At 70.3% G+C, this 25,504-nt stretch carries 16 protein-coding genes, 1 tRNA gene, 3 rRNA genes and 1 pseudogene; 11 read left to right on the forward strand and 10 right to left on the reverse strand.

Annotation, left to right across the window (positions count from 1 at the left end):
* Window positions 1-290 precede the first annotated feature (290 nt).
* Entirely contained in the window at window positions 291-905 is a 615-nt protein-coding gene (locus C7M71_RS09795) for a TetR/AcrR family transcriptional regulator (protein WP_111490229.1), read from the forward strand.
* Window positions 889-2,523 (forward strand): acyl-CoA dehydrogenase family protein, encoded by a 1,635-nt coding sequence (locus tag C7M71_RS09800; protein ID WP_111490228.1) that lies wholly within the window; start codon window positions 889-891, stop codon window positions 2,521-2,523. The genes C7M71_RS09795 and C7M71_RS09800 overlap by 17 nt, the downstream gene beginning before the upstream one ends.
* A gap of 133 nt (window positions 2,524-2,656) precedes the next feature.
* Here C7M71_RS09800 and C7M71_RS09805 read toward each other — a convergent pair whose 3' ends face one another.
* Window positions 2,657-3,751, reverse strand: a complete 1,095-nt coding sequence (locus tag C7M71_RS09805; RefSeq protein ID WP_111490227.1) for an LLM class flavin-dependent oxidoreductase — start codon at window positions 3,749-3,751, stop codon at window positions 2,657-2,659.
* Between the two features lie 163 nt (window positions 3,752-3,914).
* Between C7M71_RS09805 and C7M71_RS09810 the strand changes: the two genes are divergently transcribed.
* Together C7M71_RS09810 and C7M71_RS09815 are read left to right on the forward strand one after the other, a co-directional pair.
* Complete coding sequence (locus C7M71_RS09810; RefSeq protein WP_111490226.1) at window positions 3,915-5,195, forward strand: multidrug effflux MFS transporter; 1,281 nt, start codon at window positions 3,915-3,917, stop codon at window positions 5,193-5,195.
* A 58-nt stretch (window positions 5,196-5,253) separates the two neighbouring features.
* Window positions 5,254-5,326: transfer RNA gene (locus C7M71_RS09815), tRNA-Lys, on the forward strand.
* A gap of 61 nt (window positions 5,327-5,387) precedes the next feature.
* Here C7M71_RS09815 and C7M71_RS32570 read toward each other — a convergent pair.
* The 3 genes from C7M71_RS32570 to C7M71_RS09830 form a co-directional block, all read right to left on the reverse strand.
* Window positions 5,388-5,510 (reverse strand): hypothetical protein, encoded by a 123-nt coding sequence (locus C7M71_RS32570; RefSeq protein WP_407675881.1) that lies wholly within the window; start codon window positions 5,508-5,510, stop codon window positions 5,388-5,390.
* A 55-nt stretch (window positions 5,511-5,565) separates the two neighbouring features.
* Window positions 5,566-5,826 (reverse strand): hypothetical protein, encoded by a 261-nt coding sequence (locus C7M71_RS09825; RefSeq protein WP_111490225.1) that lies wholly within the window; start codon window positions 5,824-5,826, stop codon window positions 5,566-5,568.
* 137 nt (window positions 5,827-5,963) lie between these two features.
* On the reverse strand, window positions 5,964-7,820 hold the full coding sequence (locus tag C7M71_RS09830) for a flavin monoamine oxidase family protein (protein WP_229758642.1): 1,857 nt from the start codon (window positions 7,818-7,820) through the stop codon (window positions 5,964-5,966).
* A 154-nt stretch (window positions 7,821-7,974) separates the two neighbouring features.
* Between C7M71_RS09830 and C7M71_RS09835 the strand changes: the two genes are divergently transcribed.
* The 5 genes from C7M71_RS09835 (at window position 7,975) to C7M71_RS09855 (ending at window position 11,376) form a co-directional block, all read left to right on the forward strand.
* Window positions 7,975-8,481 (forward strand): GNAT family N-acetyltransferase, encoded by a 507-nt coding sequence (locus C7M71_RS09835; protein WP_111490248.1) that lies wholly within the window; start codon window positions 7,975-7,977, stop codon window positions 8,479-8,481.
* Window positions 8,482-8,662: 181 nt separating this feature from the next.
* Window positions 8,663-9,577 (forward strand): signal peptidase I, encoded by a 915-nt coding sequence (gene lepB, locus C7M71_RS09840; protein WP_111490223.1) that lies wholly within the window; start codon window positions 8,663-8,665, stop codon window positions 9,575-9,577.
* A gap of 121 nt (window positions 9,578-9,698) precedes the next feature.
* A complete protein-coding gene (locus C7M71_RS09845; protein ID WP_111490222.1) occupies window positions 9,699-9,956 on the forward strand; it encodes a UBP-type zinc finger domain-containing protein in 258 nt (85 codons plus the stop codon).
* A 5-nt stretch (window positions 9,957-9,961) separates the two neighbouring features.
* Window positions 9,962-10,603: a phosphoribosyltransferase gene (locus C7M71_RS09850; RefSeq protein WP_111490247.1), complete on the forward strand. Its 642-nt coding sequence runs from the start codon at window positions 9,962-9,964 to the stop codon at window positions 10,601-10,603.
* A gap of 56 nt (window positions 10,604-10,659) precedes the next feature.
* Window positions 10,660-11,376, forward strand: coding sequence for an alpha/beta fold hydrolase (locus C7M71_RS09855; protein WP_111490246.1), 717 nt, complete (start codon window positions 10,660-10,662; stop codon window positions 11,374-11,376).
* A gap of 22 nt (window positions 11,377-11,398) precedes the next feature.
* Here C7M71_RS09855 and C7M71_RS09860 read toward each other — a convergent pair whose 3' ends face one another.
* From C7M71_RS09860 to C7M71_RS09890, 6 genes and pseudogenes are all read right to left on the reverse strand, one after another.
* Window positions 11,399-12,382, reverse strand: a complete 984-nt coding sequence (locus tag C7M71_RS09860) for an aldo/keto reductase (RefSeq protein ID WP_111490221.1) — start codon at window positions 12,380-12,382, stop codon at window positions 11,399-11,401.
* A gap of 99 nt (window positions 12,383-12,481) precedes the next feature.
* Window positions 12,482-12,598 (reverse strand): 5S ribosomal RNA (rrf, locus tag C7M71_RS09865).
* 74 nt (window positions 12,599-12,672) lie between these two features.
* Window positions 12,673-15,793 (reverse strand): 23S ribosomal RNA (locus C7M71_RS09870).
* 270 nt (window positions 15,794-16,063) lie between these two features.
* Window positions 16,064-17,580, reverse strand: a 16S ribosomal RNA gene (locus C7M71_RS09875).
* Together the 16S, 23S and 5S rRNA genes form the textbook arrangement of a ribosomal RNA operon.
* 554 nt (window positions 17,581-18,134) lie before the next feature.
* Window positions 18,135-18,761 (reverse strand): MarC family protein, encoded by a 627-nt coding sequence (locus tag C7M71_RS09885; protein WP_111492642.1) that lies wholly within the window; start codon window positions 18,759-18,761, stop codon window positions 18,135-18,137.
* Window positions 18,762-19,089: 328 nt separating this feature from the next.
* Window positions 19,090-20,537, reverse strand: a pseudogene (locus C7M71_RS09890) (aminotransferase-like domain-containing protein).
* Between C7M71_RS09890 and C7M71_RS09895 the strand changes: the two are divergent.
* The gene (locus C7M71_RS09895; protein ID WP_111492644.1) at window positions 20,536-21,453 is read left to right on the forward strand and encodes a DMT family transporter; all 918 of its coding nucleotides are present in this window, start codon (window positions 20,536-20,538) and stop codon (window positions 21,451-21,453) included. The pseudogene C7M71_RS09890 and the gene C7M71_RS09895 sit on opposite strands and share 2 nt — an antisense overlap.
* A 173-nt stretch (window positions 21,454-21,626) precedes the next feature.
* Window positions 21,627-25,091: a S8 family serine peptidase gene (locus tag C7M71_RS09900; RefSeq protein ID WP_111492645.1), complete on the forward strand. Its 3,465-nt coding sequence runs from the start codon at window positions 21,627-21,629 to the stop codon at window positions 25,089-25,091.
* Window positions 25,092-25,504 lie beyond the last annotated feature (413 nt).

Here is a 25,504-nt window from a genome sequence, read left to right on the forward strand (position 1 = left end):
GGTATGCCGCCGAACTCCTTACGGAAGTCCTACGGATTCGGGCTGATCGTGATCTTCCCGGCACGGGCGGCCCTAGACTCGCCCGCACCCCTCGCACCCCTCGCACCCCTCGCACCCCTCGCACCCCCGCACCCCCGCCGAGGACTGCGCCATGACCCACCCCGCCGACCCGACCGGCCCTGGCGGTCACCGGTACCGGGCGCTGGTCGTCGACGACGACCCCACGGTCGCCGAGGTCGTCTCCGCCGCCCCACTGGCCGAAGCCATGAATCAGTGCTTCACTTCTTGGTATGCCCTATCGCCGCACCCCCGCCGTCCAGGCCCGGCTCGACGACCGGCGCGAGGCCGTGCTGCTCGCCGCCGTGGAGCTGCTGGCCGAGCGCGGCTACGCCGGGTGCTCGGTGGCGGCGGTGGCGGAGCGGGCCGGGATCGCCACCGGCAGCGTGTACCAGCACTTCACCGGCAAGGCGCAGCTCGCCGTGGAGCTGTTCCGCACCGTGGTCCGCGGCGAGGTGGCGGCGGTCACCGCCGCCGCTGCCCGCCCGGCGCTGGAGCCGCAGCAGCGGGTCACCGCCGTGGTGGAGACCTTCGCCGCCCGCGCCCTCAAGGCCCCCCGGCTCGCCTACGCCCTGCTGGCCGAACCCGTGGACCCGGCCGTCGACACCGAGCGGTTGGTCTTCCGGCGGGCCTTCCGCGATGTGATCGCCGTCCAGGTGGCCGCCGGAGTCGCCGGTGGCGCGCTGCCCGCCCAGGACCCGGAGCTGACCGCCGCCGCACTGGTCGGCGCGGTCGCCGAGGCGCTGGTGGGCCCGCTCGCCGCCGGGGCCGCCCCGGCCGACCTGGTCCCCGCCCTGCGCTCCTTCACCCTGCGTGCCCTGGGAGGACACGATGCCGCAGACACATGAGGTCACCAACCAGGTCCCGGACCCATACGGCCATGACGTCGCCGCCGAACCGGCGCTGCTGGAGGCGGTCCGCCGGGAGGGCGCCGGCTGGGCCGAGCCGGAGCTGCGCGAACTCGGCGTCCTGGCCGGGTCCGAGCAGGCCGCCGAGTGGGCGCGGCTCGCCAATGAGAACCGGCCGGTGCTGCGCACCCACGACCGGTACGGGCACCGGATCGACGAGGTCGAGTTCCACCCGTACTGGCACGAGCTGATGCGCACCGCCGTCGGGCACGGCCTGCACGCCGCGCCCTGGCAGGAGCGGCAGCCGGGCGCGCACCTCGCCCGCGCCGCCAAGTTCCACGTCTGGAGCCAGGTCGAGGCGGGCCACACCTGCCCGATCTCCATGACCTACGCCGCCGTGCCCGCGCTGCGCGCCGCTCCGGAGCTGGCCGACCGGCTGGAACCGCTGCTGGCCTCCCGTACCTATGACTTCGGGCTGCGCGAGCCGCACACCAAGCGCGGCCTGATCGCCGGTATGTCGATGACCGAGAAGCAGGGCGGCTCCGACGTCCGTACCAACACCACCCGGGCGGTGCCCGGCCCCGACGGCATGTACCGCCTCACCGGGCACAAGTGGTTCACCTCCGCGCCGATGTCGGACGTCTTCCTGACGCTCGCCCAGGCGCCGGGCGGACTCTCCTGCTTTCTGCTGCCCCGGGTGCTGCCGGACGGCTCCCGCAACCGCATCCACCTCCAGCGGCTCAAGGACAAGCTGGGCAACCACTCCAACGCCTCTGCCGAGATCGAGTACGACGAGGCGGCGGGGTGGCTGGTCGGCGAGGAGGGCCGGGGGGTGGCGACCATCATCGAGATGGTCGCCATGACCCGGCTGGACTGCACCATCGCCGCCGCCGCCGCGATGCGGTACGGGGTGGTCCGGGCGGTGCACCATGCCACCCATCGGCGGGCGTTCGGCAAGGCGCTGGTGGACCAGCCGCTGATGCGCAATGTGCTGGCCGACCTGGCCGTGGAGTCGGAGGCGGCGACCACGGTGGCCATGCGGCTGGCCGGGGCCACCGACCGGGCGGCGGCCGGCGACGAGGGCGAGGCGCTGCTGCGGCGGCTGGCGCTGGCCGTCTCCAAGTACTGGGTGTGCAAACGCGGCCCGGCGCATGCCGCCGAGGCCATGGAGTGCCTGGGCGGCAACGGCTATGTCGAGGAGTCGGGCATGCCCCGGCTCTACCGGGAGGCGCCGCTGGTGTCGATCTGGGAGGGGTCCGGCAATGTCGCCGCGCTGGACGCGCTGCGCGCCATGGCCCGCCGCCCGGCCACCGTGGACGCCTTCTTCGCCGAGGTCGGGCAGGCCGGCGGCGCCGACCGGCGGCTGGACGCGGCCGTCATGGCGCTCCGGAAGGAACTGGCCGACCTCTCCGACCTCGAGTACCGCACCCGCCGCCTGGTGGAGTCGATGGCGCTGGTGCTCCAGGGGTCGCTGCTGGTGCGGCACGGCCACCCGGCGGTGGCCGACGCCTTCTGCGCGTCCCGGCTGGGCGGCGGCCTCGGCGGCGCTTTCGGCACCCTGCCGCCGGGCGTGGACACCGCCGCCGTCCTGGACCGCGCCCGCCCGGTGGCCGCATAAGCACCGGCCCCACCCCGGCCACCCGCCCGCGTAGCCCTCCCCGACCGCCTCCCGGACGAAGCCGACCTCCCCCGGCTCCGGGAAGACGTCCGATGCGTACGGGAAGCAGCCGCACCTCCGGGGAGGGGCTGTCCTAGCCTGCGGTGAGCCCGTATGCCTCCGCGATCAGCCCGTAGGAGGCGATCCGGGCCTCGTGGCCGTGGATGTGCGAGGTGACCATCAGCTCCTGGGCGCCGGTGCGCTTGCGCAGCTCCTCCAGCCCGTCCCGGACCCGGCCCGGCTCGCCCAGCACCACATTGGCCAGCCAGTCGTCCAGGAAGCCCAGCTCCAGATCGCTGTACGGGTAGGACTCCGCCTCCTCCGGCGTCGGGATCAGACCCGGCCGCCCGCGTCGCAGCCGCAGCATCGACAGCCCGCCGCTCCGCGCCAGCCGCAGCGCCTGCTGCTCGCTCTCCGCCGCGACCGCGCTCACCCCGATCACCGCGTACGGCTCGTCCAGCGCCTCCGACGGCTGGAACGAGGACCGGTACAGGTCCAGCGCCGGAACCGTGTTGGCCGCGCTGAAGTGGTGCGCAAAGGCGAACGGCAGCCCCAGCTGCCCGGCCAGCCGCGCGCTGAACCCGGACGACCCCAGCAGCCAGACCGGCGGCCGGCCGAGCGGACCGCCGCCGTCCCGCGTCGGCCCGGGCACGGCGGTGATCCGCTCGTACGGGTGCCCGGGCGGGAAGCCCCCGTCCAGGAAGCCGGTCAGCTCGGCCAGTTGCTGCGGGAAGTCGTCGGCGCCCTCGCCCAGGCCCCGGCGCAGCGCCCGCGCCGTCGCCTGGTCGGTGCCCGGGGCGCGGCCGAGGCCCAGGTCGATGCGGCCCGGGTGCAGTGCGTGCAGCAGGCCGAACTGCTCGGCGACGGCCAGCGGTGCGTGGTTGGGCAGCATCACTCCGCCGGACCCCAGCCGCAGGGTGCGGGTGGCCGCTGCCAGGTGGGCGATCAGGACCGGCGGAGAGGAGGAGGCGACCCCCGGCATGCCGTGGTGTTCGGCCACCCAGAAGCGGTGGTAGCCCCACTCCTCGGCCCGCCGGGCGAGTTCGGTGGTGGCCTTGAGCGCTTCGCCGGGGGTGTATCCCGCTCCGACGGTCGCCAGGTCGAGGATGGACAGCGGCGCGGGTGCCGATCCGCGCGCCCTGCCCCGGATCGGGTCCTGCTGCTCCGCTGCGGTGTCGCTGCCGGTCACGGCCTCGTCCTTTCCCTGTTGTACGGGTTCCGTCCCCCGAGCGGCTGCAACCGGTATGTGAGACCGCCTGTTCCCCGCTGAGTGCCGCCCCGTACGGTGTCAGTTGTCACACCGCCCTGCACCCCTTACCGCGCCAGTGCCCCGCCGAGGAGCCACCACCGGCATGCCCGACATACGCCAGTCCTCCGCCGCCCCTGTCAGCCCCACCACTTCCGCCGCCCGGGTCAGCACCCCGCACCGCGCCGGGCTGCTGCTCATCCTGGTACTGGGCTCGCTGACCGCGCTCGCCCCGCTGTCGATGGACCTCTACCTGCCCGCGCTGCCGCGCATCGCCGAGAATCTGAGCACCGGCGAGGGCACCGTCCAACTCACCCTCACCGCCTGCCTGCTGGGCCTGGCCGCCGGGCAACTGGTGGCCGGTCCGCTCAGTGACGCACTGGGGAGGCGCCGCCCGCTGCTGGTGGGCCTGGCGGTGTACGTCGCGGCGACCGCCGCCTGCGCGGCCGCCCCCGACGCCCGACTCTTCATCGCCTTCCGGCTGGTGCAGGGCCTCTCCGGCGCCGCCGGGATCGTGATCGCCCGCGCGGTGGTGCGCGACCTGTTCGACGGGCTCGCCGCCGCCCGCTTCTTCGCCTCGCTGATGCTGGTCTCGGGTACGGCGCCGATCCTCGCCCCGATGCTGGGCGGCCAGATCCTGCGGGTCACCTCGTGGCGCGGCGTCTTCGTGGTGCTGGCCGTGCTGGGGCTGGCGATCCTCGCCGCCTCGGCGCTGCTGCTGCGGGAGACCCTGCCGCCGGAGCGGCGCCACCGGGGCGGGCTCTCCGAGACCCTGCGCACCATGCGCGGCCTGCTGCGCGACCGCCCGTTCACGGGGTACGTCCTGAGCGGCGCCTTCGCCTTCGCCTCGCTCTTCGCGTATGTCTCCGGGTCGTCGTTCGCGATCCAGCAGGTGTACGGAGCCTCCCCGCAGACCTACAGCCTGCTCTTCGGCGTCAACTCGGTCGGCCTGGTGGCCTTCGGCCAGCTCAACGGCAAGGTGCTGCTGGGCCGCTTCCGGGCGCACCGGGTGCTGCTGCTCGGCCTGGGGCTGATGGCGGCCTCGTCGGCGGCCCTGGTGCTGCTGGTCACCCTGACCGACGCGGGGCTGCCGTGGATCGCCGCTGCCCTCTTCGTCTTGGCCTCCTCCCTCGGTCTGGTCATGCCCACCACCACCGCCCTGTCGCTGCAACGCGCCCCGCACGCCGCCGGCACCGCCTCGGCCCTGCTGGGCACCGTCCAGTTCGCCGCCGGCGCGCTCTCCCCTGCCCTCGCCGGTCTCGGCAGCGGCGGCACCGCGCTCCCGATGGCCGCCGCCATGCTGGCCATGGCCCTGCTCGCAGCGGTGGTCTTCCTGGCCTTCTGCCGCCCCTGGCGCCCCACCGCCGACCCCCTCGCCACCGGCTGACCCCTGCCGCGGTGGCGGGAACACCCGTCCAGATCAGGTACTATTGACGTCGTGCCGAGCGCCGCTAGCTCAACTGGCAGAGCAGCTGACTCTTAATCAGCGGGTTCGGGGTTCGAGTCCCTGGCGGCGCACAGTATCCCCTTCGACCTGGGCTTTCCCGCTACGGCGGGGAAGCCCGGGTCGTTTTGGCGCTCAGGAGTCCGGCAGGCTGCGGGCCGCTCCGAGCAGTTCCAGGGCCTCCTCCCACCGGAAGTCCTCCCGGCCACCACCGGCCTTGGGCCGGTGGGGCTCGTAGCTGCCGATGAGCACACCCATCGAGCGGAGCCGCTCCAGGCTCCGCGCATAGGCGGGATGGGCCGCCTGGGCGGCGTCAGCGGCGGCGGAAGAGGCAGACGACGGCGATGCGCTCGCCGGTCATGGTCTTGCTCTCGGCGGTGGCCAGGTTGCAGAGGGTCCAGCCGATGGCCTCGACGGCCTGGATCTGCGGGCCGATGCCGACCATGGGCCCGGTGGTGATGGATCCCTTGTTGGCCTCGATGAACTTGTAGACGAGGACCTGGTCGCCGTTGGCATAGGCATCCTGCGCCTGGCGGAGGGCTTCGTTGGTCTTGGCCTGGTTGACGAATCCCACGGGTGCTCCCCTGGTGTGCGGCTGAGCTGCACAGCATGGCGGGCAGGAGTCGGCGGCGGTGGCGTTGTGACGGTCCTGTGACCGTGCTGGTCCCGCCGGGCCCGCGCAACGGCGCCGTTGCGGGGGCCCGGGGGTGGTCAGCGGCGGTGGAGTTCCAGGCTGGTGCGGACCGCGCTCTCCAGCGATCCTTCGATCCAGGCGGGTTTGAGGCTGGTGTGCTCCCCGGCGAAGTGCACGCGGCCCTCGGGGGTCCGGGTGGCGCCGTGGTGCTCGTGCAGTTGGCCGGGGGTGATGATGGCGGCCTCGCCCAGGGCGTAGCGGGCGCGGGCCCAGGACTGGGTGGCGCCGACCCCGGTGTACTGGTCGTAGACCTGGCGGCCGAACATCTTCGCCAGGTTGTCCAGCGCAAAGGCGTAGCGCTCACCCGGGGTGAGGGAGTCCCAGCGCATGGCGTCGTCGGACCAGGTGTAGGAGGCCAGTACGACGCCGCCGCGCGACCCGTCGACGTGGGAGGGGAAGTAGGTGAAGCGGTTGGGGCTGTCGGAGACGCAGCCGCCGCCGGTGAAGCCGCCGGGGCCGTGCTCCCAGAAGCGGTTCTTGAACTCCAGCAGCACCTTGGTCGCCGAGTCGTAGTGGATCTCGGTGATCGCGCGCCGCTTGGGGTAGGAGAGGGCGGGCTCGAAGTCGCAGAACCGCAGCGCGGTGAGCGGCACGGTGATGATCGCGTAGTCGCCCTCGAAGGTCTCCTTGGGGGCGCGGGGGGCGCCGTCGCAGGACTCCTCGGTCCCGGACTCCGCCGTGGTCTCGATCCGCACGCCGTGAGCGGTCTGGATGAGGCGGGTCATCCGCCGGCCGGAGCGGATGTGCTTCCGCAGCGGGGCGGTCAGGGCGTCGGTCAGGGTCGCGGTGCCGCCCTCCAGCTCCCAGTAGCGGGAGGTGGGGTTGATGATGGAGTGGTCCATCAGGGTGGGGAAGAGCGAGTAGTGCAGCCGCGAGGTCATGTTCTCCAGCGTGCCCGCGGCCTGCAACCGGGCCAGGTCCCAGCCGGCCTCCTCGGCCAGGAAGCGGTGGGTGGAGTAGTCGTCATAGGTGCGGATGAGCTTGCTCCAGGCGTCGATCCGGTCGTGGATCGGGCCGGTCGCCGAGACCGTCACCGGGGCCAGCGCCTTGTCCACCGCAGCGGACATGGTGGTGGACACGGCGGCGCCGAAGGTGCGGTTGATCGGGCCGGGTGCCTGGGCGTACTGGGAGCGGGTGACCCGGCGGCCGTTGACCTGGACCAGGGTGCGCCCGGTGGCGGCGGGCGGCCGGAAGTCCCCCGGCCTGCCGTGGCCGTTGCTCCACCGCTCGCCGGTGAACGCCTCGTAGACCACCGGCGGCACCGGCCCGGTGGGGCGGGCTCCGGGGGCCACGTCGGCGTTGTAGAAGAGGCGCCGCCTGATGCCCAGCTTGTCCGCGAGGGCCAGCACCAGGGGATGGAAGTCGGGCAGCCGCATCGCCCCGGCCTCCGCATAGAGGGACTTGTCGGCGAAGACCTTGCGGAAGGTCTTGATCCGGCCGCCGGTGCGGCCGGCGTTGGCCTCGATGACGGTCACCTGGTGTCCGGCGTTCCTCAGCAGCGTCGCGGCGACCAGTCCGGCGACGCCCGCGCCGACGATCAGGACCTTCTTCGGCGAGGTGGTCCTGGGCAGGCCGTGGTCGATGAGGATGCGCAGGTAGTCCAGCTTGAGGTCCTGGTCGTGGTCGCCCACCAGCAGCAGCTCGCGGGCCAGCTCCCGGCTGTTGTCGTCGGCGCGCAGGCCCGCCAGGGCGGCTGCGGCAGGTGCGGCTGCGACAGGTACGGCAGCGGAAGCGGCTGCGGGGGCGGTCTCAAGGGCGGCGGGCGCGGCGAAGGCACTGCCGGACGCGGCGGCGGCAGCGGTTCCGGCGGCCACGGCGGCGGCGGTGCCGAGGAAGCGGCGGCGCCCGATGACGGATGAATGGTCAGAAGTCACGCCGCACAAGCTAGGGCCGGAGATGGGGGTGTATTCACCCGTTTGCCACAAGATCCACCATGTGGGTGACAGCCCGGCCCGGTCTGCCTCTGCCGCTGAGCCGCCGGCCCGGCCCTCCGTACCGCCCGGTGCGGGGGCCCGGAATAATGGCCGGATGCGCATCCGACCGGCCCTCGTCGACGAACTTCCCCTCCTTCAGGACATCGAGCGGGCCGCCGGGCAGTGCTTCCGCGACCTCGGCATGCCGGAGATCGCCGACGACGAACCCCTCCCGGTGGATGAACTCGCCCGCTACCAGCGGTCCGGGCTGGCCTGGGTCGCGGTCGACGGCTCCGACCACCCGGTGGCGTACCTGCTCGCCGAACCCGTCGACGGCGGCCTGCACATCGAGCAGGTGTCGGTGCACCCCGACAGCGCGCGCCGGGGCGTGGGGCGTTCCCTGCTGGACCACGCCGCCGCCCGGGCCGCAGCCGACGGCAGGTCGGCGCTGACCCTGACCACCTTCAGCCAGGTCCCGTGGAACGCGCCCTACTACGCCCGCTGCGGCTTCCAGCCGCTGCCGGAGGAGGCGCTCACCCCGGGCCTCCGCGCGATCCGCCGTCAGGAAGCCGCCCACGGCCTGGACCGCTGGCCACGGATCTGCATGCGCCGACCGCTCTGACCGGAGCGCTGGTGCGACCGCACCGTCCGGTGGGGCAGCCTGCAAGACTGCATCCGGCGGCCCGCACCCGGACCGCCCGCGCATCCTGACCCCGCTCCCGGGAACTCCCACACGTTGGACAGCCTGTGATGGTCATGGACGCGCAACCGGCGTGTACCGCAGACCACAGAGGGGACGGACCGTGGAAGAGACCCGCAGCAGGTCGGCGGCGGACGAGGGAGCGGACGCGGCGGCGCCCCCGCCGCAGTCTCAGCCCCAGCCTGAGCAGCCCGAGCCGGAGCAGCCCGAGCCGGAGCAGCAGCAGCCTCCGCAGCCGCAGCGCCGCAGGAGACCGCTCTGGCAGGAGGTGCCGCTGCTGATCGGCATCGCCGTGGTGCTGGCCCTGGGCATCAAGACCTTCTTCGTGCAGGCGTTCTCCATCCCCTCCGAGTCCATGCAGAACACCCTCCAGGTGGGCGACCGGGTGCTGGTCGACAAGCTCACCCCCTGGTTCGGGTCGAAGCCCGAGCGCGGCGAGGTGGTGGTCTTCCACGACCCCGGCGACTGGCTCTCCGAGCAGCCCGAGCAGAGCAACGCCTTCGCACGCAATGCCCAGAAGGTGCTGAGCACCATCGGGCTGATGCCCTCCGCCGACGAGGCGGACCTGATCAAGCGGGTCATCGCGGTCGGCGGGGACACCGTCACCTGCGAGGCCGGCTCCCCCCTCAAGGTCAATGGCGTGCCGCTGCACGAGACCTACCTCTTCCCGGGTGCCACGCCCTGCGACAACGACCCGGTCGGCACCTTCACCGTCCCCAAGGACAGGATCTGGGTGATGGGAGACCACCGCAACGACTCCCAGGACTCCCGCTACCACCAGATCCAGAATCCGGGCGACGGCTTCGTCCCCGTGGACGACGTCATCGGCCGGGCCTTTGTGGTGGCCTGGCCGATCGGCCACTGGGCCACCCTCCCCAAGCCCGCCGCCTTCACCGAGCAGCCCCCCACCGCCGCCGGCCGGCCCACCGCAGTCGGCGACGCGGCCCCCGGCCTGGCCGCGCTGGCCGGTGCCGTACCCCTGACGCTCTGGCAGCGGCGCCGCCGGCAGCGGGGCTGAACCAGCAGCGGGGCTGAACCGGCAGCGGGCTGAACCACCGAGGCCGCTCCGGCGGCGCCCGAGGTGCCGGGTGCCCGCCGGAGTGAGAGGCTTTCCGGTGTCGCCGAGGCGGGAGTCCACCATGATCTGCGCACATCTGGCCGACGCGGGTTCCCCGGAGCCCCGCACCGTCGAAGGCTGCCAGGACTGCCTGGCCGCCGGGCTGCACGACTGGGTGCACCTGCGGGAGTGCCTGACCTGCGGCCGGATCGGCTGCTGCGACTCCTCGCCGCGCAAGCACGCCACCGCGCACTTCCACGACACCGGCCACCCGGTCATCCGGTCGGCCGAGCCCGGCGAGCAGTGGCGGTGGTGTTTCGCCGACGGCATGTTCGGGTGATCCCGGTGCGCTTCCAGGACCGGCGGGAGGCCGGACGCGCCCTCGCCGAGGAGCTGCGGGAGCGCCAGCGGGCCGGGGCGCTGCCCGAACCGCTGGTGTTCGGGCTGCCGCGCGGCGGACTGCCGGTCGCCCGCGAGGTCGCCGACGCGCTCGGGGCGCCGCTGGAGGCCCTGGTCGCCCGCAAGATCGGCGCCCCCGGCCAGCCGGAGCTGGCCATCGGCGCCATCGCCGGGGAAGCCCCGCCGCTCTGGGACCAGGAAGCACTGCGCTGGCTGCACGCCACCCCCGAGGAGCTCGCGCCCCTCGCCGAGCGGGAACGCGTGGAGCTGCGCCGGCGCGAGGCCCTGTACCGGCAGGGCCGTCCCGTCCCCGAACTGGCCGGTCGCACCGCCGTGGTCGTCGACGACGGCCTGGCCACCGGCTTCACCGCCCGCGCGGCCCTGCGGTCGGTACGCATCCGGCACCCCGCCCGGCTGGTCCTGGCCGTGCCGGTGGGTTCCCGCGAGGCCACCGAGGCGCTGGCAGCGGAGGCCGACGAGGTGGTCTGCCTGCACCAGCCGTATGTCTTCGGCTCCGTCGGCCGCTGGTACGAGGACTTCGGGCAGCTCACCGACGACCAGGTGCTGGAGCTGCTGCGCGGGGGGTGACGCCGCTTCGGCAGTGGCGGGCAGGCGCGATCCACACCCCGGCCGAAGGGCACACCATGCAGCTCCACACCCGCACCTGGGGGACCGGCCACCGGACAGCCCTGCTGGTGCACGGCATGATGTCCGACCACCGCAGCTGGCGCCGGGTCGGCCCCCGGCTCGCCGCGCTCGGCTACCGGGTCCTGGCGGTGGACCTGCGCGGGCACGGGCGGAGCCCGCGCGGACACGGCGCCGACCCCGTGCAGCGGTACCGGCCCGACCTGCTCGCCCAGGACCTGGTCGACACCCTCCCCGCCGAGGCGGACCTGGCCGTCGGCCACTCCCTGGGCGGCCTCGCGCTCTCCCTGGCCGTCGACCGGCTGCGCCCCCGGCGGGCCGTCTACTCCGACCCGGCGTGGTGCATCCGGGGCCCCGGGCGGGGCCTGGACCCGGCGGGCTTCGCCTGGTTCCGTACCGCCGCCCGGGAGCAGATCGCCGCGCTCAACCCCCGGTGGGAGGCGTCGGACGTCGACCTCGAACTGGCCACCATCGCCCTGTGGGACCCCGACACGGGCGGCGGACTCGCCGAACTGGCGGGGCGCGCGCTGCTGCCCGAGCGCCCCACCGTGCCCTCACTGGTCCAGCTGGCCGACCCCAGCTTCGTGATCGGCCCCGAGCACGCGGCGGAGCTGTCCCGGCGCGGCTTCGAGGTCCGTACGGTGGCCGGGGCCGGCCACACCATCCACCGCGACGACCTGCCGGGCTTCCTCGCCTCGCTCGACGGCTGGATCTGACCGGACCGGCCCCGCTCCACTGCTACCAGCGGTGGTGCACCTGCGCCCGGATGCGGCGGTCGTACAGGTCGCGGACGGCCTCCAGCACGGGCGCCGTAAGCGGCGGCAGCTGCGCGGCCGAGGCATTGGCCCGCGCCTGCTCCGGCGAGCGGGCCCCGGGGATCACCGAGGTCACGCCGGGCTGCTGGATCAGCCAGCGCAGCGCCGTCTGCGCGGGCGTCGCCCCCTCCGGGGCCAGCTCGGCAAACTCGGCCGCCGCCTCCAGCCCCGACTCGAACTCCACCCCGGAGAAGGTCTCCCCCTGGTCGAAAGCCTCGCCATGGCGGTTGTACGTCCGGTGGTCGTCGGGCCCGAAGACGGTCTCCCGGGTGTAGCGGCCGGAGAGCAACCCCGACGCCAGCGGCACCCGGGCGATGATGCCCACGCCCGCCTCGGCGGCGGCCGGCAGCACCTCCTCCAGCGGCTTCAACCGGAACGGATTGAGGATGATCTGCACACTCGCCGTACCCGGGCGCGCGATGGCGGCCAGCGCCTCCGCGCAGGTCTCCACGCTCACCGCGTACGCGGCGATCCGCTGCTCGGCGACCAGGGTGTCCAGCGCGTCGAACACCGCGTCAGAGGAGTACACCGGCGTCGGCGGGCAGTGCAGCTGCACCAGGTCCAGCGTCTCCGTGCCCAGGTTGGCCCGCGAACGGTCGGTCCAGGCGCGGAAGTTGTCGAGGGTGTAGTTCTCCGGTCGCTGCTCGACCCGGCGGCCCATCTTGGTCGCCACCAGCACCTCGGCGTCCGGACGCTCCCGCAGATAGCGGCCGATCAGCTGCTCGCTGCGGCCGTCGCCGTACACATCGGCGGTGTCGAAGAAGGTCACCCCCGTCTCGACCGCCGCGTCCAGCACCGCCAGGGCGTCCTCCTCGCGCACCTGCCCCCAGTCAGCCCCCAGCTGCCATGTGCCCAGCCCGACGACGGACACCTTGCGGCCCGTCCTGCCCAGTACTCGCTGTTCCATACGGCGATCGTAGGCCACCGTCCGGGAATTCGGATCCGTGTCCGGGCATGCGAAAGGGCCCCGTAGCCTTCCGGCTACGGGGCCCTCCCGTCAAAGATTGTTCGGCGGCGTCCTACTCTCCCACAGGGTCCCCCCTGCAGTACCATCGGCGCTGTAAGGCTTAGCTTCCGGGTTCGGAATGTAACCGGGCGTTTCCCTCACGCTATGACCACCGAAACACTATGAAGTTGACCCACCGGCAAACGGCACAGGTCATTGCTTCAGAACAACACAGTGGACGCGGAGCAACTATGGACAAGCCCTCGGCCTATTAGTACCGGTCAGCTCCACCCCTCACGAGGCTTCCACACCCGGCCTATCAACCCAGTCGTCTACTGGGAGCCTTACCCACTCAAGGTGGTGGGAGCCCTCATCTCGAAGCAGGCTTCCCGCTTAGATGCTTTCAGCGGTTATCCCTCCCGAACGTAGCCAACCAGCCATGCCCTTGGCAGAACAACTGGCACACCAGAGGTCCGTCCGTCCCGGTCCTCTCGTACTAGGGACAGCCCTTCTCAAGACTCCTACGCGCACAGCGGATAGGGACCGAACTGTCTCACGACGTTCTAAACCCAGCTCGCGTACCGCTTTAATGGGCGAACAGCCCAACCCTTGGGACCTACTCCAGCCCCAGGATGCGACGAGCCGACATCGAGGTGCCAAACCATCCCGTCGATATGGACTCTTGGGGAAGATCAGCCTGTTATCCCCGGGGTACCTTTTATCCGTTGAGCGACGGCGCTTCCACAAGCCACCGCCGGATCACTAGTCCCTGCTTTCGCACCTGCTCGACCCGTCGGTCTCACAGTCAAGCTCCCTTGTGCACTTACACTCAACACCTGATTGCCAACCAGGCTGAGGGAACCTTTGGGCGCCTCCGTTACCCTTTAGGAGGCAACCGCCCCAGTTAAACTACCCACCAGACACTGTCCCTGATCCGGATCACGGACCCAGGTTAGACATCCAGCACGACCAGAGTGGTATTTCAACGATGACTCCACCATGACTGGCGTCACAGCTTCACAGTCTCCCACCTATCCTACACAAGCCGAACCGAACACCAATATCAAGCTATAGTAAAGGTCCCGGGGTCTTTCCGTCCTGCTGCGCGAAACGAGCATCTTTACTCGTAATGCAATTTCACCGGGCCCGTGGTTGAGACAGTCGAGAAGTCGTTACGCCATTCGTGCAGGTCGGAACTTACCCGACAAGGAATTTCGCTACCTTAGGATGGTTATAGTTACCACCGCCGTTTACTGGCGCTTAAGTTCTCAGCTTCGCCACGACGAATCATGACTAACCGGTCCCCTTAACGTTCCAGCACCGGGCAGGCGTCAGTCCGTATACATCGCCTTACGGCTTCGCACGGACCTGTGTTTTTAGTAAACAGTCGCTTCTCGCTGGTCTCTGCGGCCACCACCAGCTCAGAGTGCAAGACCCATCACCAGCAATGGCCCCCCTTCTCCCGAAGTTACGGGGGCATTTTGCCGAGTTCCTTAACCACGGTTCACCCGAACGCCTCGGTATTCTCTACCTGACCACCTGAGTCGGTTTGGGGTACGGGCCGCCACAGAACTCGCTAGAGGCTTTTCTCGACAGCATAGGATCATCCACTTCACCACAATCGGCTCGGCATCAGGTCTCAGACTTATATGCAGGGCGGATTTGCCTACCCCACGTCCTACACCCTTACCCCGGGACAACCACCGCCCGGGCTGGACTACCTTCCTGCGTCACCCCATCGCTCACCTACTACCCTGTTGGACCGGCGGCTCCACCACTCCCCTTTGTCCGAAGACTCCGGGGCGGCTTCACGGCCTTAGCATTCAGAGGTTCAGCGTTGACGCTCTACAGCGGGTACGGGAATATCAACCCGTTGTCCATCGACTACGCCTGTCGGCCTCGCCTTAGGTCCCGACTTACCCTGGGCAGATCAGCTTGACCCAGGAACCCTTGGTCAATCGGCGCAAGAGTTTCCCACTCTTGTATCGCTACTCATGCCTGCATTCTCACTCGTATACCGTCCACGACTGGCTCCCGCCGCCGCTTCACCCGGCACACGACGCTCCCCTACCCACCCACACACCCGTTAAGGCTCTTGTGTGAGTGACACGGCTTCGGCGGTGTACTTGAGCCCCGCTACATTGTCGGCGCGGAATCACTTGACCAGTGAGCTATTACGCACTCTTTCAAGGGTGGCTGCTTCTAAGCCAACCTCCTGGTTGTCTCTGCGACTCCACATCCTTTCCCACTTAGCACACGCTTAGGGGCCTTAGCCGGTGTTCTGGGCTGTTTCCCTCTCGACCACGGAGCTTATCCCCCGCAGTCTCACTGCCGTGCTCTCACTTACCGGCATTCGGAGTTTGGCTAAGGTCAGTAACCCGGTGAGGCCCATCGCCTATCCAGTGCTCTACCTCCGGCAAGAAACACACGACGCTGCACCTAAATGCATTTCGGGGAGAACCAGCTATCACGGAGTTTGATTGGCCTTTCACCCCTAACCACAGGTCATCCCCAGGTTTTCAACCCTGGTGGGTTCGGGCCTCCACACGGTCTTACCCGCGCTTCACCCTGCCCATGGCTAGATCACTCCGCTTCGGGTCTTGGGCATGCGACTAAGAACGCCCTATTCGGACTCGCTTTCGCTACGGCTACCCCACACGGGTTAACCTCGCCACACACCGCAAACTCGCAGGCTCATTCTTCAAAAGGCACGCAGTCACGGCCCGCCAGCAAGCTGACGAACGACGCTCCCACGGCTTGTAGGCACACGGTTTCAGGTACTATTTCACTCCGCTCCCGCGGTACTTTTCACCATTCCCTCACGGTACTATCCGCTATCGGTCACCAGGGAATATTTAGGCTTAGCGGGTGGTCCCGCCAGATTCACACGGGATTTCTCGGGCCCCGTGCTACTTGGGAAACGCACAAGCAAGCCGCACAGATTTCGTCTACGGGGGTCTTACCCTCTACGCCGGGCCTTTCGCATGCCCTTCGACTACCTGTACGGTTTCTGACTCGCCCAGCCGCCGGCAGACGACTGAAGTACGCTCCCACAACCCCGCACGCGCAACCCCTGCCGGGTATCACACACATACGGTTTAGCCTCATCCGGTTTCGCTCGCCACTACTCCCGGAATCACGGTTGTTTTCTCTTCCTGCGGGTACTGAGATGTTTCACTTCCCCGCGTTCCCTCCACACTGCCTATGTGTTCAGCAGCGGGTGACAGCCCATGACGACTGCCGGGTTTCCCCATTCGGACACCCCCGGATCAAAGCTCGGTTGACAGCTCCCCGGGGCCTATCGCGGCCTCCCACGTCCTTCATCGGTTCCTGGTGCCAAGGCATCCACCGTGCGCCCTTAAAAACTTGGCCACAGATGCTCGCGTCCACTGTGCAGTTCTCAAACAACGACCAGCCACCCACCCAGAACAAGCATGGGACCGGCACAACCAGAGGAAACAACCAACCGTTCCCTCAGGACCCAACAGCGCGCCCGACACCAGCCACCCCGCCACACCCCGTTCCACACGCCAAAGACGCAGTACTTGGAGACAGACGAGACAACCAGTGCCGAATAGTCAACGTTCCACCCATGAGCAACCGCTCCGAGACACTCGCTCGAAGCCGGCCAATGCTCCTTAGAAAGGAGGTGATCCAGCCGCACCTTCCGGTACGGCTACCTTGTTACGACTTCGTCCCAATCGCTGGTCCCACCTTCGACGGCTCCCTCCCAGAGGGTTGGGCCACCGGCTTCGGGTGTTACCGACTTTCGTGACGTGACGGGCGGTGTGTACAAGGCCCGGGAACGTATTCACCGCAGCATGCTGATCTGCGATTACTAGCGACTCCGACTTCATGGGGTCGAGTTGCAGACCCCAATCCGAACTGAGGCCGGCTTTTTGGGATTCGCTCCACCTCGCGGTATCGCAGCCCATTGTACCGACCATTGTAGCACGTGTGCAGCCCAAGACATAAGGGGCATGATGATTTGACGTCGTCCCCACCTTCCTCCGAGTTGACCCCGGCAGTCTCCTGTGAGTCCCCGACATTACTCGCTGGCAACACAGAACAAGGGTTGCGCTCGTTGCGGGACTTAACCCAACATCTCACGACACGAGCTGACGACAACCATGCACCACCTGTACACCGACCACAAGGGGGCGCCTGTCTCCAGACGTTTCCGGTGTATGTCAAGCCTTGGTAAGGTTCTTCGCGTTGCGTCGAATTAAGCCACATGCTCCGCCGCTTGTGCGGGCCCCCGTCAATTCCTTTGAGTTTTAGCCTTGCGGCCGTACTCCCCAGGCGGGGAACTTAATGCGTTAGCTGCGGCACGGACGACGTGGAATGTCGCCCACACCTAGTTCCCAACGTTTACGGCGTGGACTACCAGGGTATCTAATCCTGTTCGCTCCCCACGCTTTCGCTCCTCAGCGTCAGTATCGGCCCAGAGATCCGCCTTCGCCACCGGTGTTCCTCCTGATATCTGCGCATTTCACCGCTACACCAGGAATTCCGATCTCCCCTACCGAACTCTAGCCTGCCCGTATCGAATGCAGACCCGGGGTTAAGCCCCGGGCTTTCACATCCGACGCGACAGGCCGCCTACGAGCTCTTTACGCCCAATAATTCCGGACAACGCTCGCACCCTACGTATTACCGCGGCTGCTGGCACGTAGTTAGCCGGTGCTTCTTCTGCAGGTACCGTCACTTGCGCTTCTTCCCTGCTGAAAGAGGTTTACAACCCGAAGGCCGTCATCCCTCACGCGGCGTCGCTGCATCAGGCTTTCGCCCATTGTGCAATATTCCCCACTGCTGCCTCCCGTAGGAGTCTGGGCCGTGTCTCAGTCCCAGTGTGGCCGGTCGCCCTCTCAGGCCGGCTACCCGTCGTCGCCTTGGTAGGCCATCACCCCACCAACAAGCTGATAGGCCGCGGGCTCATCCTGCACCGCCGGAGCTTTCCACGCACACCCCATGCGGAGGTACGTCGTATCCGGTATTAGCACCGGTTTCCCGGTGTTGTCCCAGAGTGCAGGGCAGATTGCCCACGTGTTACTCACCCGTTCGCCACTGATCCACCCCGAAGGGCTTCACCGTTCGACTTGCATGTGTTAAGCACGCCGCCAGCGTTCGTCCTGAGCCAGGATCAAACTCTCCGTGAATGTCTCATTCGCGGAAGAGCGGCACGGCATCCGGCGGAATAAGCCGGACCCGCGCACAGCGTCCTCGCTGCACTTCATTCAAAGGAACCCAAAGGGTTCAAATATCTGGCGTTGACTTTTGGCACGCTGTTGAGTTCTCAAGGAACGGACGCTTCCATCGAAACCCTTCCGGGCCTCTCCGGGCGCTTCCCTTCTTCGTGTTCCAGCCTATCAGATCCGCTTTCCGCTTCCCTGACCCCCGCTGGCGGGGCACCGCATTTGCCTCGGAGGGTTTTCGGCCCTCACCGGCTGGGTAAAACCTTAGCAAAGAGAACCTGTCAGGTCCAATTCGCCGACTTCCCTGTCCCAAGGCGCACGACTGCACGGAAAAACGGCAGCACACCGCGCTTGCGAGAGGGGAGGTTGCCGCTCCGGGACCGTACATGCAGACTGCGCGTCCGGGGCTCCCTGTCGAGCGACCAGGGAACTGTACGACCTTCCGGCCCCGGGAGGCAAAACCACCCTGGTCCGGCGGCAGCAGGCGGCGGCGAGCGGCGGCCGAACTCGACGGTGCCTCAGTAGTCGCGGGCGCCCAGCGGTACGCCGAGGCCCTGCATGCCGTCGAGGACCAGGTCGATGCCGACGGCGGCGAGCAGCAGTCCCAGCAGCCGGCCGAGGAGTTCGATGGTGGTGTGGTGGGTGCGCCGGAGCAGTTGGGCGAGGAGCAGCACGCAGAGCAGGTCGAGGGCGATCACGGCGACATAGGCGCCGCCGACGGTGGCACGCCAGGTCCAGCCGTTCCGCTCCACGGCCTCCAGTAGGACGGCGGTCATGGCCAGCGGGCTCACTACATAGGGGAGGAGCAGTTCCCGTACGCCGTCGGCCAGGCGGGGGCCGGCCTGGTGGGCTTCGCTGCCGAGGTGGAGGCCGAGGACGAGGCCGATGGCGTAGACGAAGAAGATGACGCCGCCGGCGATCTCCAGGGCCTGGGTGCTGATGTGGAAGAGGCCGAAGAGGACCGGTGCGGCGAAGTCGGCGAGCAGGCCGACCAGGGCGGCCCCGGCGGAGGAGACCAGCGCGAGGATCTGGAGTTCGCGGGTGGTGCGGGACTGGGCGAGCACGGCGAAGGAGAGCAGCACCTTGGGTGGCCCGACCACCGCGAGGAAGGTGATGAAGGTGTCGCCGAGGCTCAGCTGGTTCATGGGCGCATCATCGCCGGGGGCGGGCGGGTATCCCGGTGCTGACACGGCTCCGGCCGCCCCCGTTCCTGGCGGGGGCGGCCGGTTCCCTGCGGTTGGCGCGGCGTTCACCATGCCGCGTGCCGCTCCACGGGCTGCTCCGGAGGGCGGCTCGCGGGGGTTCTCGGGTGTGGGCCGGGCGGCCGGTACTGCCGGGCCCTCGACCACTGTGGCCGCTGCGACTGCTGCGGCTGCTGCTGTGGGGGATCATCCTGCCCGACCGGTGGGCGGCGCGGCAGCTCTTCTCGCCGGATTCCGGTCACAACTCGGCCTCAGCATGACATACCGTCAATCACACTGCGCCATAGGCCGCTTCGCCCAGTCTGCGGGCTCCCTCGGCCGCCTCGTCCGCACCGGCCGTCTCGGCAAAGCTGACCCTGAGGTGCGGCGCCGGGGGTTCGGCGGCGTAGTAGGGCCGGCCCGGTGCCACCGCGACTCCGGCGCGCAGCGCGGCGGCGGCCAGCCCTGCCTCGTCGGTGCCGTCGGGTAGGCGCAGCCAGAGGTGGTAGCCGCCGTGCGGGATGTGCCGGGGGGCGGCCTGCGGGAGGTGGGTGTGGAGTGCGGCGGCCATGGCGTCGCGGCGCTGCTGGAGTCCGGCGGCGACGGAGCGCAGATGGCGGGGCCAGGCGGGCGAGCCGACGAGTTCCAGGGTGGCTTCCTGGAGCGGGCGTGGGACGAAGAAGCTGTCCACCACCTGGATGGCGCGCAGCCGTTGCAGGGCCGGGCCGCGGGCGACCAGGGCGGCGACCCGCAGCGACGGGGAGGTGACCTTGGTGAGGGAGGCCAGGTGGACCACGGTGCCGTCGGGGTCGTCGGCGGCGAGCGGGGGTGGCAGTGGGGGGCCGGAGGTGTGGCCGAGGCGGCGGGCGAAGTCGTCCTCGACCACGAACGCCCCGGCGGCGCGGGCGACTTCGAGGACCTGGCGGCGGCGCTCTGCGGAGAGGACGGCGCCGGTGGGGTTCTGGAAGAGCGGTTGGCAGAAGAAGACCCGGGCGCCGGTGGCGGCGAAGGCTTCGGCCAGCAGGTCGGTGCGGACTCCGTCGCTGTCCATGGGGACCGGGACGGGGCGCACTCCGGCGGCGCGGGCCACCGCGAGTACGCCGGGGTAGGTGGGCGATTCCACCAGGACGGCGGCGCCGGGGGCGGCGAGGGCGTGCAGGGCGGTGGTGAGGGCGCTCTGGCCGCCTGCGGTGATCAGGACGTCGGCCGCGCCGAGGGAGCCTGTCGGGCCGCCGATCTCGCGGGCGAACCAGGCGCGCAGTTCGGTCAGGCCCTCCACCGGGGGCCGATCCCAGGCGCCGGGGCGGCGGCCGGCGCGGGCGAGGGCGGCGGCCAGTGGCTCGCGGGGCTGGAGGGAGGGGTGGAGGTAGCCGCCGGTGCAGGGGATGACGCCGGGGGTGGGGTGGCGAGGGTGGCCAGGACGCCGGTGGCGTCCACGGCGCGGGGGGCGGCGTCCGGCCCTTCGGGTCCTTCGACGGTGAGGGCGACCTGCTGCCAGGAGGTGTCCCCGGGGGCGGCGGCGGGGCGCGGGAGTTGGGCGCGGTAGGTGCCGGCGCCGGGGCGGGTGACCACCAGACCTTCGGCGGCCAGGGCGGCGAGGGCGCGGGAGACGGTGACGGGGCTGACCCGGAAGCGTTCGACCAGGGTGCGGTTGGAGGGCAGTCGCTGGCCGGGTGAGTAGCGGTCGAGCTCCGAGCGCAGGGTTCCGGCGAGACTCGCGGTACTGCTACCGTCGTTCATGAGGAACCACGATAGCGCTACTCTCCCCGGGCCGATAGCGGTCGACGCCCCGGCGGTGCCGTCCGCCCGGTACGGCACGCTGCTTGCCGCGCTGGGCGTCGTCTCGTTCTCGCTGAGCTTCCCGGCCACCCGGTGGGCGCTGGAGGGGTTCGGCGTATGGAGCGCCGCTGCGGTGCGGTGTGTGCTGGCGGCCGTACTGGCGGCGGCGGGCCTGGCCGCCGCCCGGGTGCCCCTCCCCGACCGGCGCCACTGGCCCGGCCTGCTGGTGGTCTCCGCCGGGTGTGTGCTGGGTTTCCCCTTCCTCTCCACGCTGGCGCTGCGGACCACCTCCACCTCACATGCGGCGGTCGTGATCGGCGCGCTGCCGCTGGCCACGGCTGCCTTTGCGGCGCTGCGCACCGGGCGGCGGCCGTCCTGGGCGTTCTGGGCGGCGGCGCTGGCGGGGGCGGCGGCGGTGACCGCGTTCACGGTGCTGCGCGGTGACGGCACTCCGGCGCTGGGCGATCTGTATCTGGTCGCGGCGCTGCTGCTGTGCGCGGCCGGTTATGCGGAGGGCGGCCGGCTGTCGGCGGTGATGCCGGGGTGGCAGGTGATGGCATGGGCACTGGTGGCCGCCGCGCCGGTGACGGTGGTGGCCGCAGTGCCGGCGCTGGCGGCCGAGCCGGTGCGGCTGTCGGCCCATGCGCTGCTGGGGATGGCGTGGCTGGCGGGCGTCTCCCAGCTGGGTGGGTTTGTGCTCTGGTACCGGGGGATGGCGGCGATCGGGGTGGCGCGGGCCAGCCAGCTCCAGTTGGCGCAGCCGCTGCTGACGCTGGTGTGGGCGGCGCTGCTGCTGGGCGAGGCGGTACCGGCGGCGGCGCCGGTGACGGCGGTGGCGGTGCTGCTCTGTATCGGGGTGACGCAGCGGGCCCGCTGAGTAGGGGGCCCACTGAGACGGGGCCCACTGAGACGGGGGTGCGGTCGGGTCGCCGGTGACTTGGCGACGTTCTGCCACGGCTGGACTTCGCCACCCTTATCTCTCGTAAAGCGGAGGTAAGTTCGGACAATCTGATTGGCTATCTGGTTCTCAAATTCCGACCAAGGATGCCGATGCCTCATCAGATACGCGCCAGAGCCGGACTGACCCGCGTCACCCTCGCAGCGGGACTCGTCGCGGCGCTCGGCGCGACCGGCCTGGCCCCCGCCTTCGCGACCTCCACCCCGGCGCCCGCGCCCGCAGCCGACCAGGCGGCCACGTCGGCCGTGGCGGACAAGCTGGGCAGCCACGACGCCGACCTGCTGGCGCAGGCCAAGGCCGAGGGCGACCCTACGGTCACCCTGATGCTCGCCGTCACCCCGGGCACCACCGCCGCCACGGCGGCGCAGCTCACCGCAGCCGGCGCGAGCGTCGGCAAGACGGTCGACCGCATCGGCTATGTGCGGGCGACGGTGCCCACCGACCGGGCGGACGCGCTGATCGGCCGCGCGGCCAAGCTCTCCTCGGTACAGGCCATCGACCTCAATGAGTCGGTGCCGCTGCCCGATCCCTACGCCGACTCCGACTCCGACTCCGACGCCGGAAGCACGGCCTCCGGCGCCGCGACCGAGCTGCCGGCGCCCACCCTCGGAGCGCCGTACCTCGCCAAGCCCGGCCCCGCCACCTGGCACACCCACCGGCCCAAGCACCGCAAGCCGGCCAAGCCCGCCAAGCCCGCCCCCGGCGCGTACCCGGCGCCGAGCGCCAAGACCCCGGCGGCCAACCCCTACCAGCCGTCCCACGAGACCGGCGCGGTGGACTTCGTACGGCAGAACCCGGCGGCGGACGGCCGAGGGGTCACCATCGGCATCCTGGACTCGGGCGTGGACCTGGGCCACCCCGCGCTCCAGACCACCACCACCGGCGAGCGCAAGATCACCGACTGGGTGACCGCCACCGACCCGCTGATCGACGGCGACGGCTCCTGGCTGCCGATGCTCACCGAGGTCACCGGCCCGCGCTTCAGCTACAACGGGCGCAACTACCTGGCCCCGGCGGGCACCTACAAGATCCGGGTCTTCAAGGAGAGCGTCACCCTCGGCGGCGACGCGGAGGGCGACCTCAACCGGGACGGCGACACCACCGACTCCTGGGCGGTGCTCTACGACCCGGCGACCGGCCAGGTGCGGGTGGACCTCAACGACAACGGGGACTTCACCGACGACACGGCGATGCTGCCGTACCGGCAGAAGTTCCAGGTCGGCCACTTCGGCACCGACGACCCCAAGACGGCGATCTCGGAGTCCGTGCCGTTCACCGTGGAGGTGCGCAAGGACGTCGACCTCTCCCCGGTCGGCGGCGACTACGTCGGCCGGCACGCCGACTTCGTCAACATCGGCCTGGTGGCCAGCGAGCACGGCACCCACGTGGCCGGTATCACCGCGGCCAAGGGCCTCTTCGGCGGGAAGATGAACGGCGCCGCCCCCGGCGCGAAGATCGTCTCCGCCCGGGCCTGCATCTTCGGCCCCAGCTGCACCGCCACCGCCCTGACCGAGGGCATGATCGACCTCGCCCTCAACCACGGCGTGGACGTCATCAACATGTCCATCGGCGGTCTGCCGCAGCTCAACGACGGCAACAGCGCCAACGCCCGGCTCTACACGCAGATCGTGGAGCAGACCGGCGTGCAGCTGGTCATCTCGGCCGGCAACGAGGGCCCGGGCCTCAACACCATCGGCGACCCCGGCCTGGCCAGCAAGGTGATCAGCGTCGGCGCCGGTGTCAGCCGCGACACCTGGGCGTCCAACTACGGCGCCGAGGCGTCCGAGGAGTACGGCCTCTTCACCTTCTCCTCCCGTGGCCCGCGTGAGGACGGCGGGTTCACCCCGACCATCAGCGCGCCCGGCTCGTCGGTCAACACCACCCCGACCTGGCTGCCGGGCGGTTCCTTCGCCCTGGCCGGCTATGAACTGCCGCCCGGCTACGGCATGCTCCAGGGCACCTCGATGGCGTCCCCGCAGGCCGCCGGCGCCACCGCGCTGCTGATCTCCGCCGCCAAGAAGGCCAACCGCGAGCACCGGCACATCGACTGGTCGCCGCTGGCCCTGCGCACCGCGATCACCAGCACCGCCCGCCCGATCAAGGGCTACCAGCCGGCCGACCAGGGCTCCGGCCTGTATGACGTGGTCGCCGCCTGGAAGCTGCTCCAGCGCGGCACCGGCACCAGCCACGAGTACACCGTGAAGGCCCCGGTCAGCACGGTCCTCTCGGACTACCTGGCCACGCCCGGCTTCGGCACCGGCGTCTACGACCGGGCTCCGGCCGGGGCGGGCGGCCCGGCCGTGGGCAAGGCCAAGACGTACGCGATCAGCATCACCCGCACCACGGGCGCCAAGGGCAACCTGAGCCACACCCTCTCGCTCTCCGGCGACGACGGCACCTGGCGGATCGAGGGCCCGACCACCGTCAAGCTGCCGCTGAACACCCCGGTCACGGTGAAGGTCACCGCCAAGCCCAAGGCCAACGGCCTGCACAGCGCGGTGCTGCGGGTGGACGACCGGGACACCCCGGGCATCGACCAGCAGATCATGCTCACCTCGGTCGTCGGCGACACCCCGACCGCACCGAAGTTCGACTACGGCTTCTCGGGCAGTCTGCTCCGCAGCCGGGTGGAGCGGCACTTCGTCACCGTGCCGGTGGGCGCCAAGGCGCTGGAGATCTCGCTGAGCGGCGTCGCGGCGACCAGCCAGGTGCGCTACCTGGCGGTGCGGCCGGACGGCATCTCGGCCGACCCGACCGCGAGCAACGAGTGCTGGACCAACTACCCGACGCCGGGCGGCCTCTGCGGCGACCCGGGCACCCGCTCCTTCCGGGACCCGCAGCCGGGCGTGTGGGAGATCGTGACCGAGGCGCGGCGCACCACCGGCACCAACGCCAACCCCTACACGGTGAGCGCCAAGGTCCTCGGGGTCTCCTTCAACCCGCAGGTGCAGACGGTGGACTCGGTCACGGTCGGCACCGCCACCCCGGTCGACTGGACGCTGAAGAACGGCTTCGGCCCGTTCCAGGGTGTGCTCAAGGGCGGTGAGCTGGGCTCCTCGTTCAGCGAGCGGCCCACCGTCACCCAGGGCGAGACCCGGACCAGCACGGTGGTGGTGCCCGCCGGTACCTCCCGGCTGGACGTGGCGATCGGCAACCCGGCCGACCCCAACACCGACCTGGACCTCTTCCTCTACCTGGACGGCGAGTTGGTCGCCTACTGCGCCGACGGCGACTCCGAGGAGTCCGTCACCCTGCTGAATCCGGCGGCCGGTACCTACACCGTCGAGGTCGACGCCTATGCGGTGCCGACCGGCAGCACCGCGTTCGACTACCGCGATGTGTACTACTCGCCGCAGCTCGGCACGGTGACGACCGACGAGTCGAAGACCGTCTCGCTGGGCCACGGCGCCACCGGCGTCGCCGGGGCGCGGATCACCGCCGCCGGGGCGGCGCCCGCCGGGCGCCGGCTCTTCGGCGAGGTGCAGCTGGTGAATGCCCATGGCACGGTGGCCGGCAGCGGCCAGGTGCTGATCGGGTCGGTCGCCGCCGCGCGCTGACCCTGTGCCGAGGCCCCGGTACCCCTCGGGGTGCCGGGGCCTCGGCCTGTCCGGCGGTCCTGCCCGGCGGCCCTGTCCCCGGCCCTGTCCGGCGGCCCTGTCCCCGGCCTTGCCCGGGCAAATTCAGCGGCCGTAGAATTCGCGGCGCGTCCCACTCCGGGCGGCGCGGTTCCGTGAACCGCGTCACACAGGGGTGCCTCAGGGCATGGAACGCCGAGGCGCTAAGTTGTCTCACTGATGTGAACGGCTCCGCCGAGCAGGAGGAATGCCCAGGAAGGTGCCCCCCGCACCCTCCCCCACCGGCTCCCGGAACCCGCAGGACCGCCCGATCCCGGCACACCGTCCCAGTGCCTGGCCGCAGCGGCCCTGGTCACCCCGTACCTCCTGCCAGGGGGACGGGCCAACCGACAGCG

Origin of the sequence: Peterkaempfera bronchialis, assembly GCF_003258605.2 — a bacterium.
GTDB lineage: Bacteria > Actinomycetota > Actinomycetes > Streptomycetales > Streptomycetaceae > Peterkaempfera > Peterkaempfera bronchialis.

What these genes read in the sequence shown, in the direction of transcription:
- C7M71_RS09795 (WP_111490229.1), top strand. Translation starts at nt 291, where the DNA reads ATGCCCTATCGCCGCACCCCCGCCGTCCAGGCCCGGCTCGACGACCGG.
- C7M71_RS09800 (WP_111490228.1), top strand. Translation starts at nt 889, where the DNA reads ATGCCGCAGACACATGAGGTCACCAACCAGGTCCCGGACCCATACGGC.
- C7M71_RS09810 (WP_111490226.1), top strand. Translation starts at nt 3,915, where the DNA reads ATGCCCGACATACGCCAGTCCTCCGCCGCCCCTGTCAGCCCCACCACT.
- C7M71_RS32570 (WP_407675881.1), bottom strand. Translation starts at nt 5,510, where the DNA reads ATGGGTGTGCTCATCGGCAGCTACGAGCCCCACCGGCCCAAGGCCGGT.
- C7M71_RS09835 (WP_111490248.1), top strand. Translation starts at nt 7,975, where the DNA reads ATGCGCATCCGACCGGCCCTCGTCGACGAACTTCCCCTCCTTCAGGAC.
- C7M71_RS09845 (WP_111490222.1), top strand. Translation starts at nt 9,699, where the DNA reads ATGATCTGCGCACATCTGGCCGACGCGGGTTCCCCGGAGCCCCGCACC.
- C7M71_RS09855 (WP_111490246.1), top strand. Translation starts at nt 10,660, where the DNA reads ATGCAGCTCCACACCCGCACCTGGGGGACCGGCCACCGGACAGCCCTG.
- C7M71_RS09860 (WP_111490221.1), bottom strand. Translation starts at nt 12,382, where the DNA reads ATGGAACAGCGAGTACTGGGCAGGACGGGCCGCAAGGTGTCCGTCGTC.
- C7M71_RS09885 (WP_111492642.1), bottom strand. Translation starts at nt 18,761, where the DNA reads ATGAACCAGCTGAGCCTCGGCGACACCTTCATCACCTTCCTCGCGGTG.
- C7M71_RS09895 (WP_111492644.1), top strand. Translation starts at nt 20,536, where the DNA reads ATGAGGAACCACGATAGCGCTACTCTCCCCGGGCCGATAGCGGTCGAC.
- C7M71_RS09900 (WP_111492645.1), top strand. Translation starts at nt 21,627, where the DNA reads ATGCCTCATCAGATACGCGCCAGAGCCGGACTGACCCGCGTCACCCTC.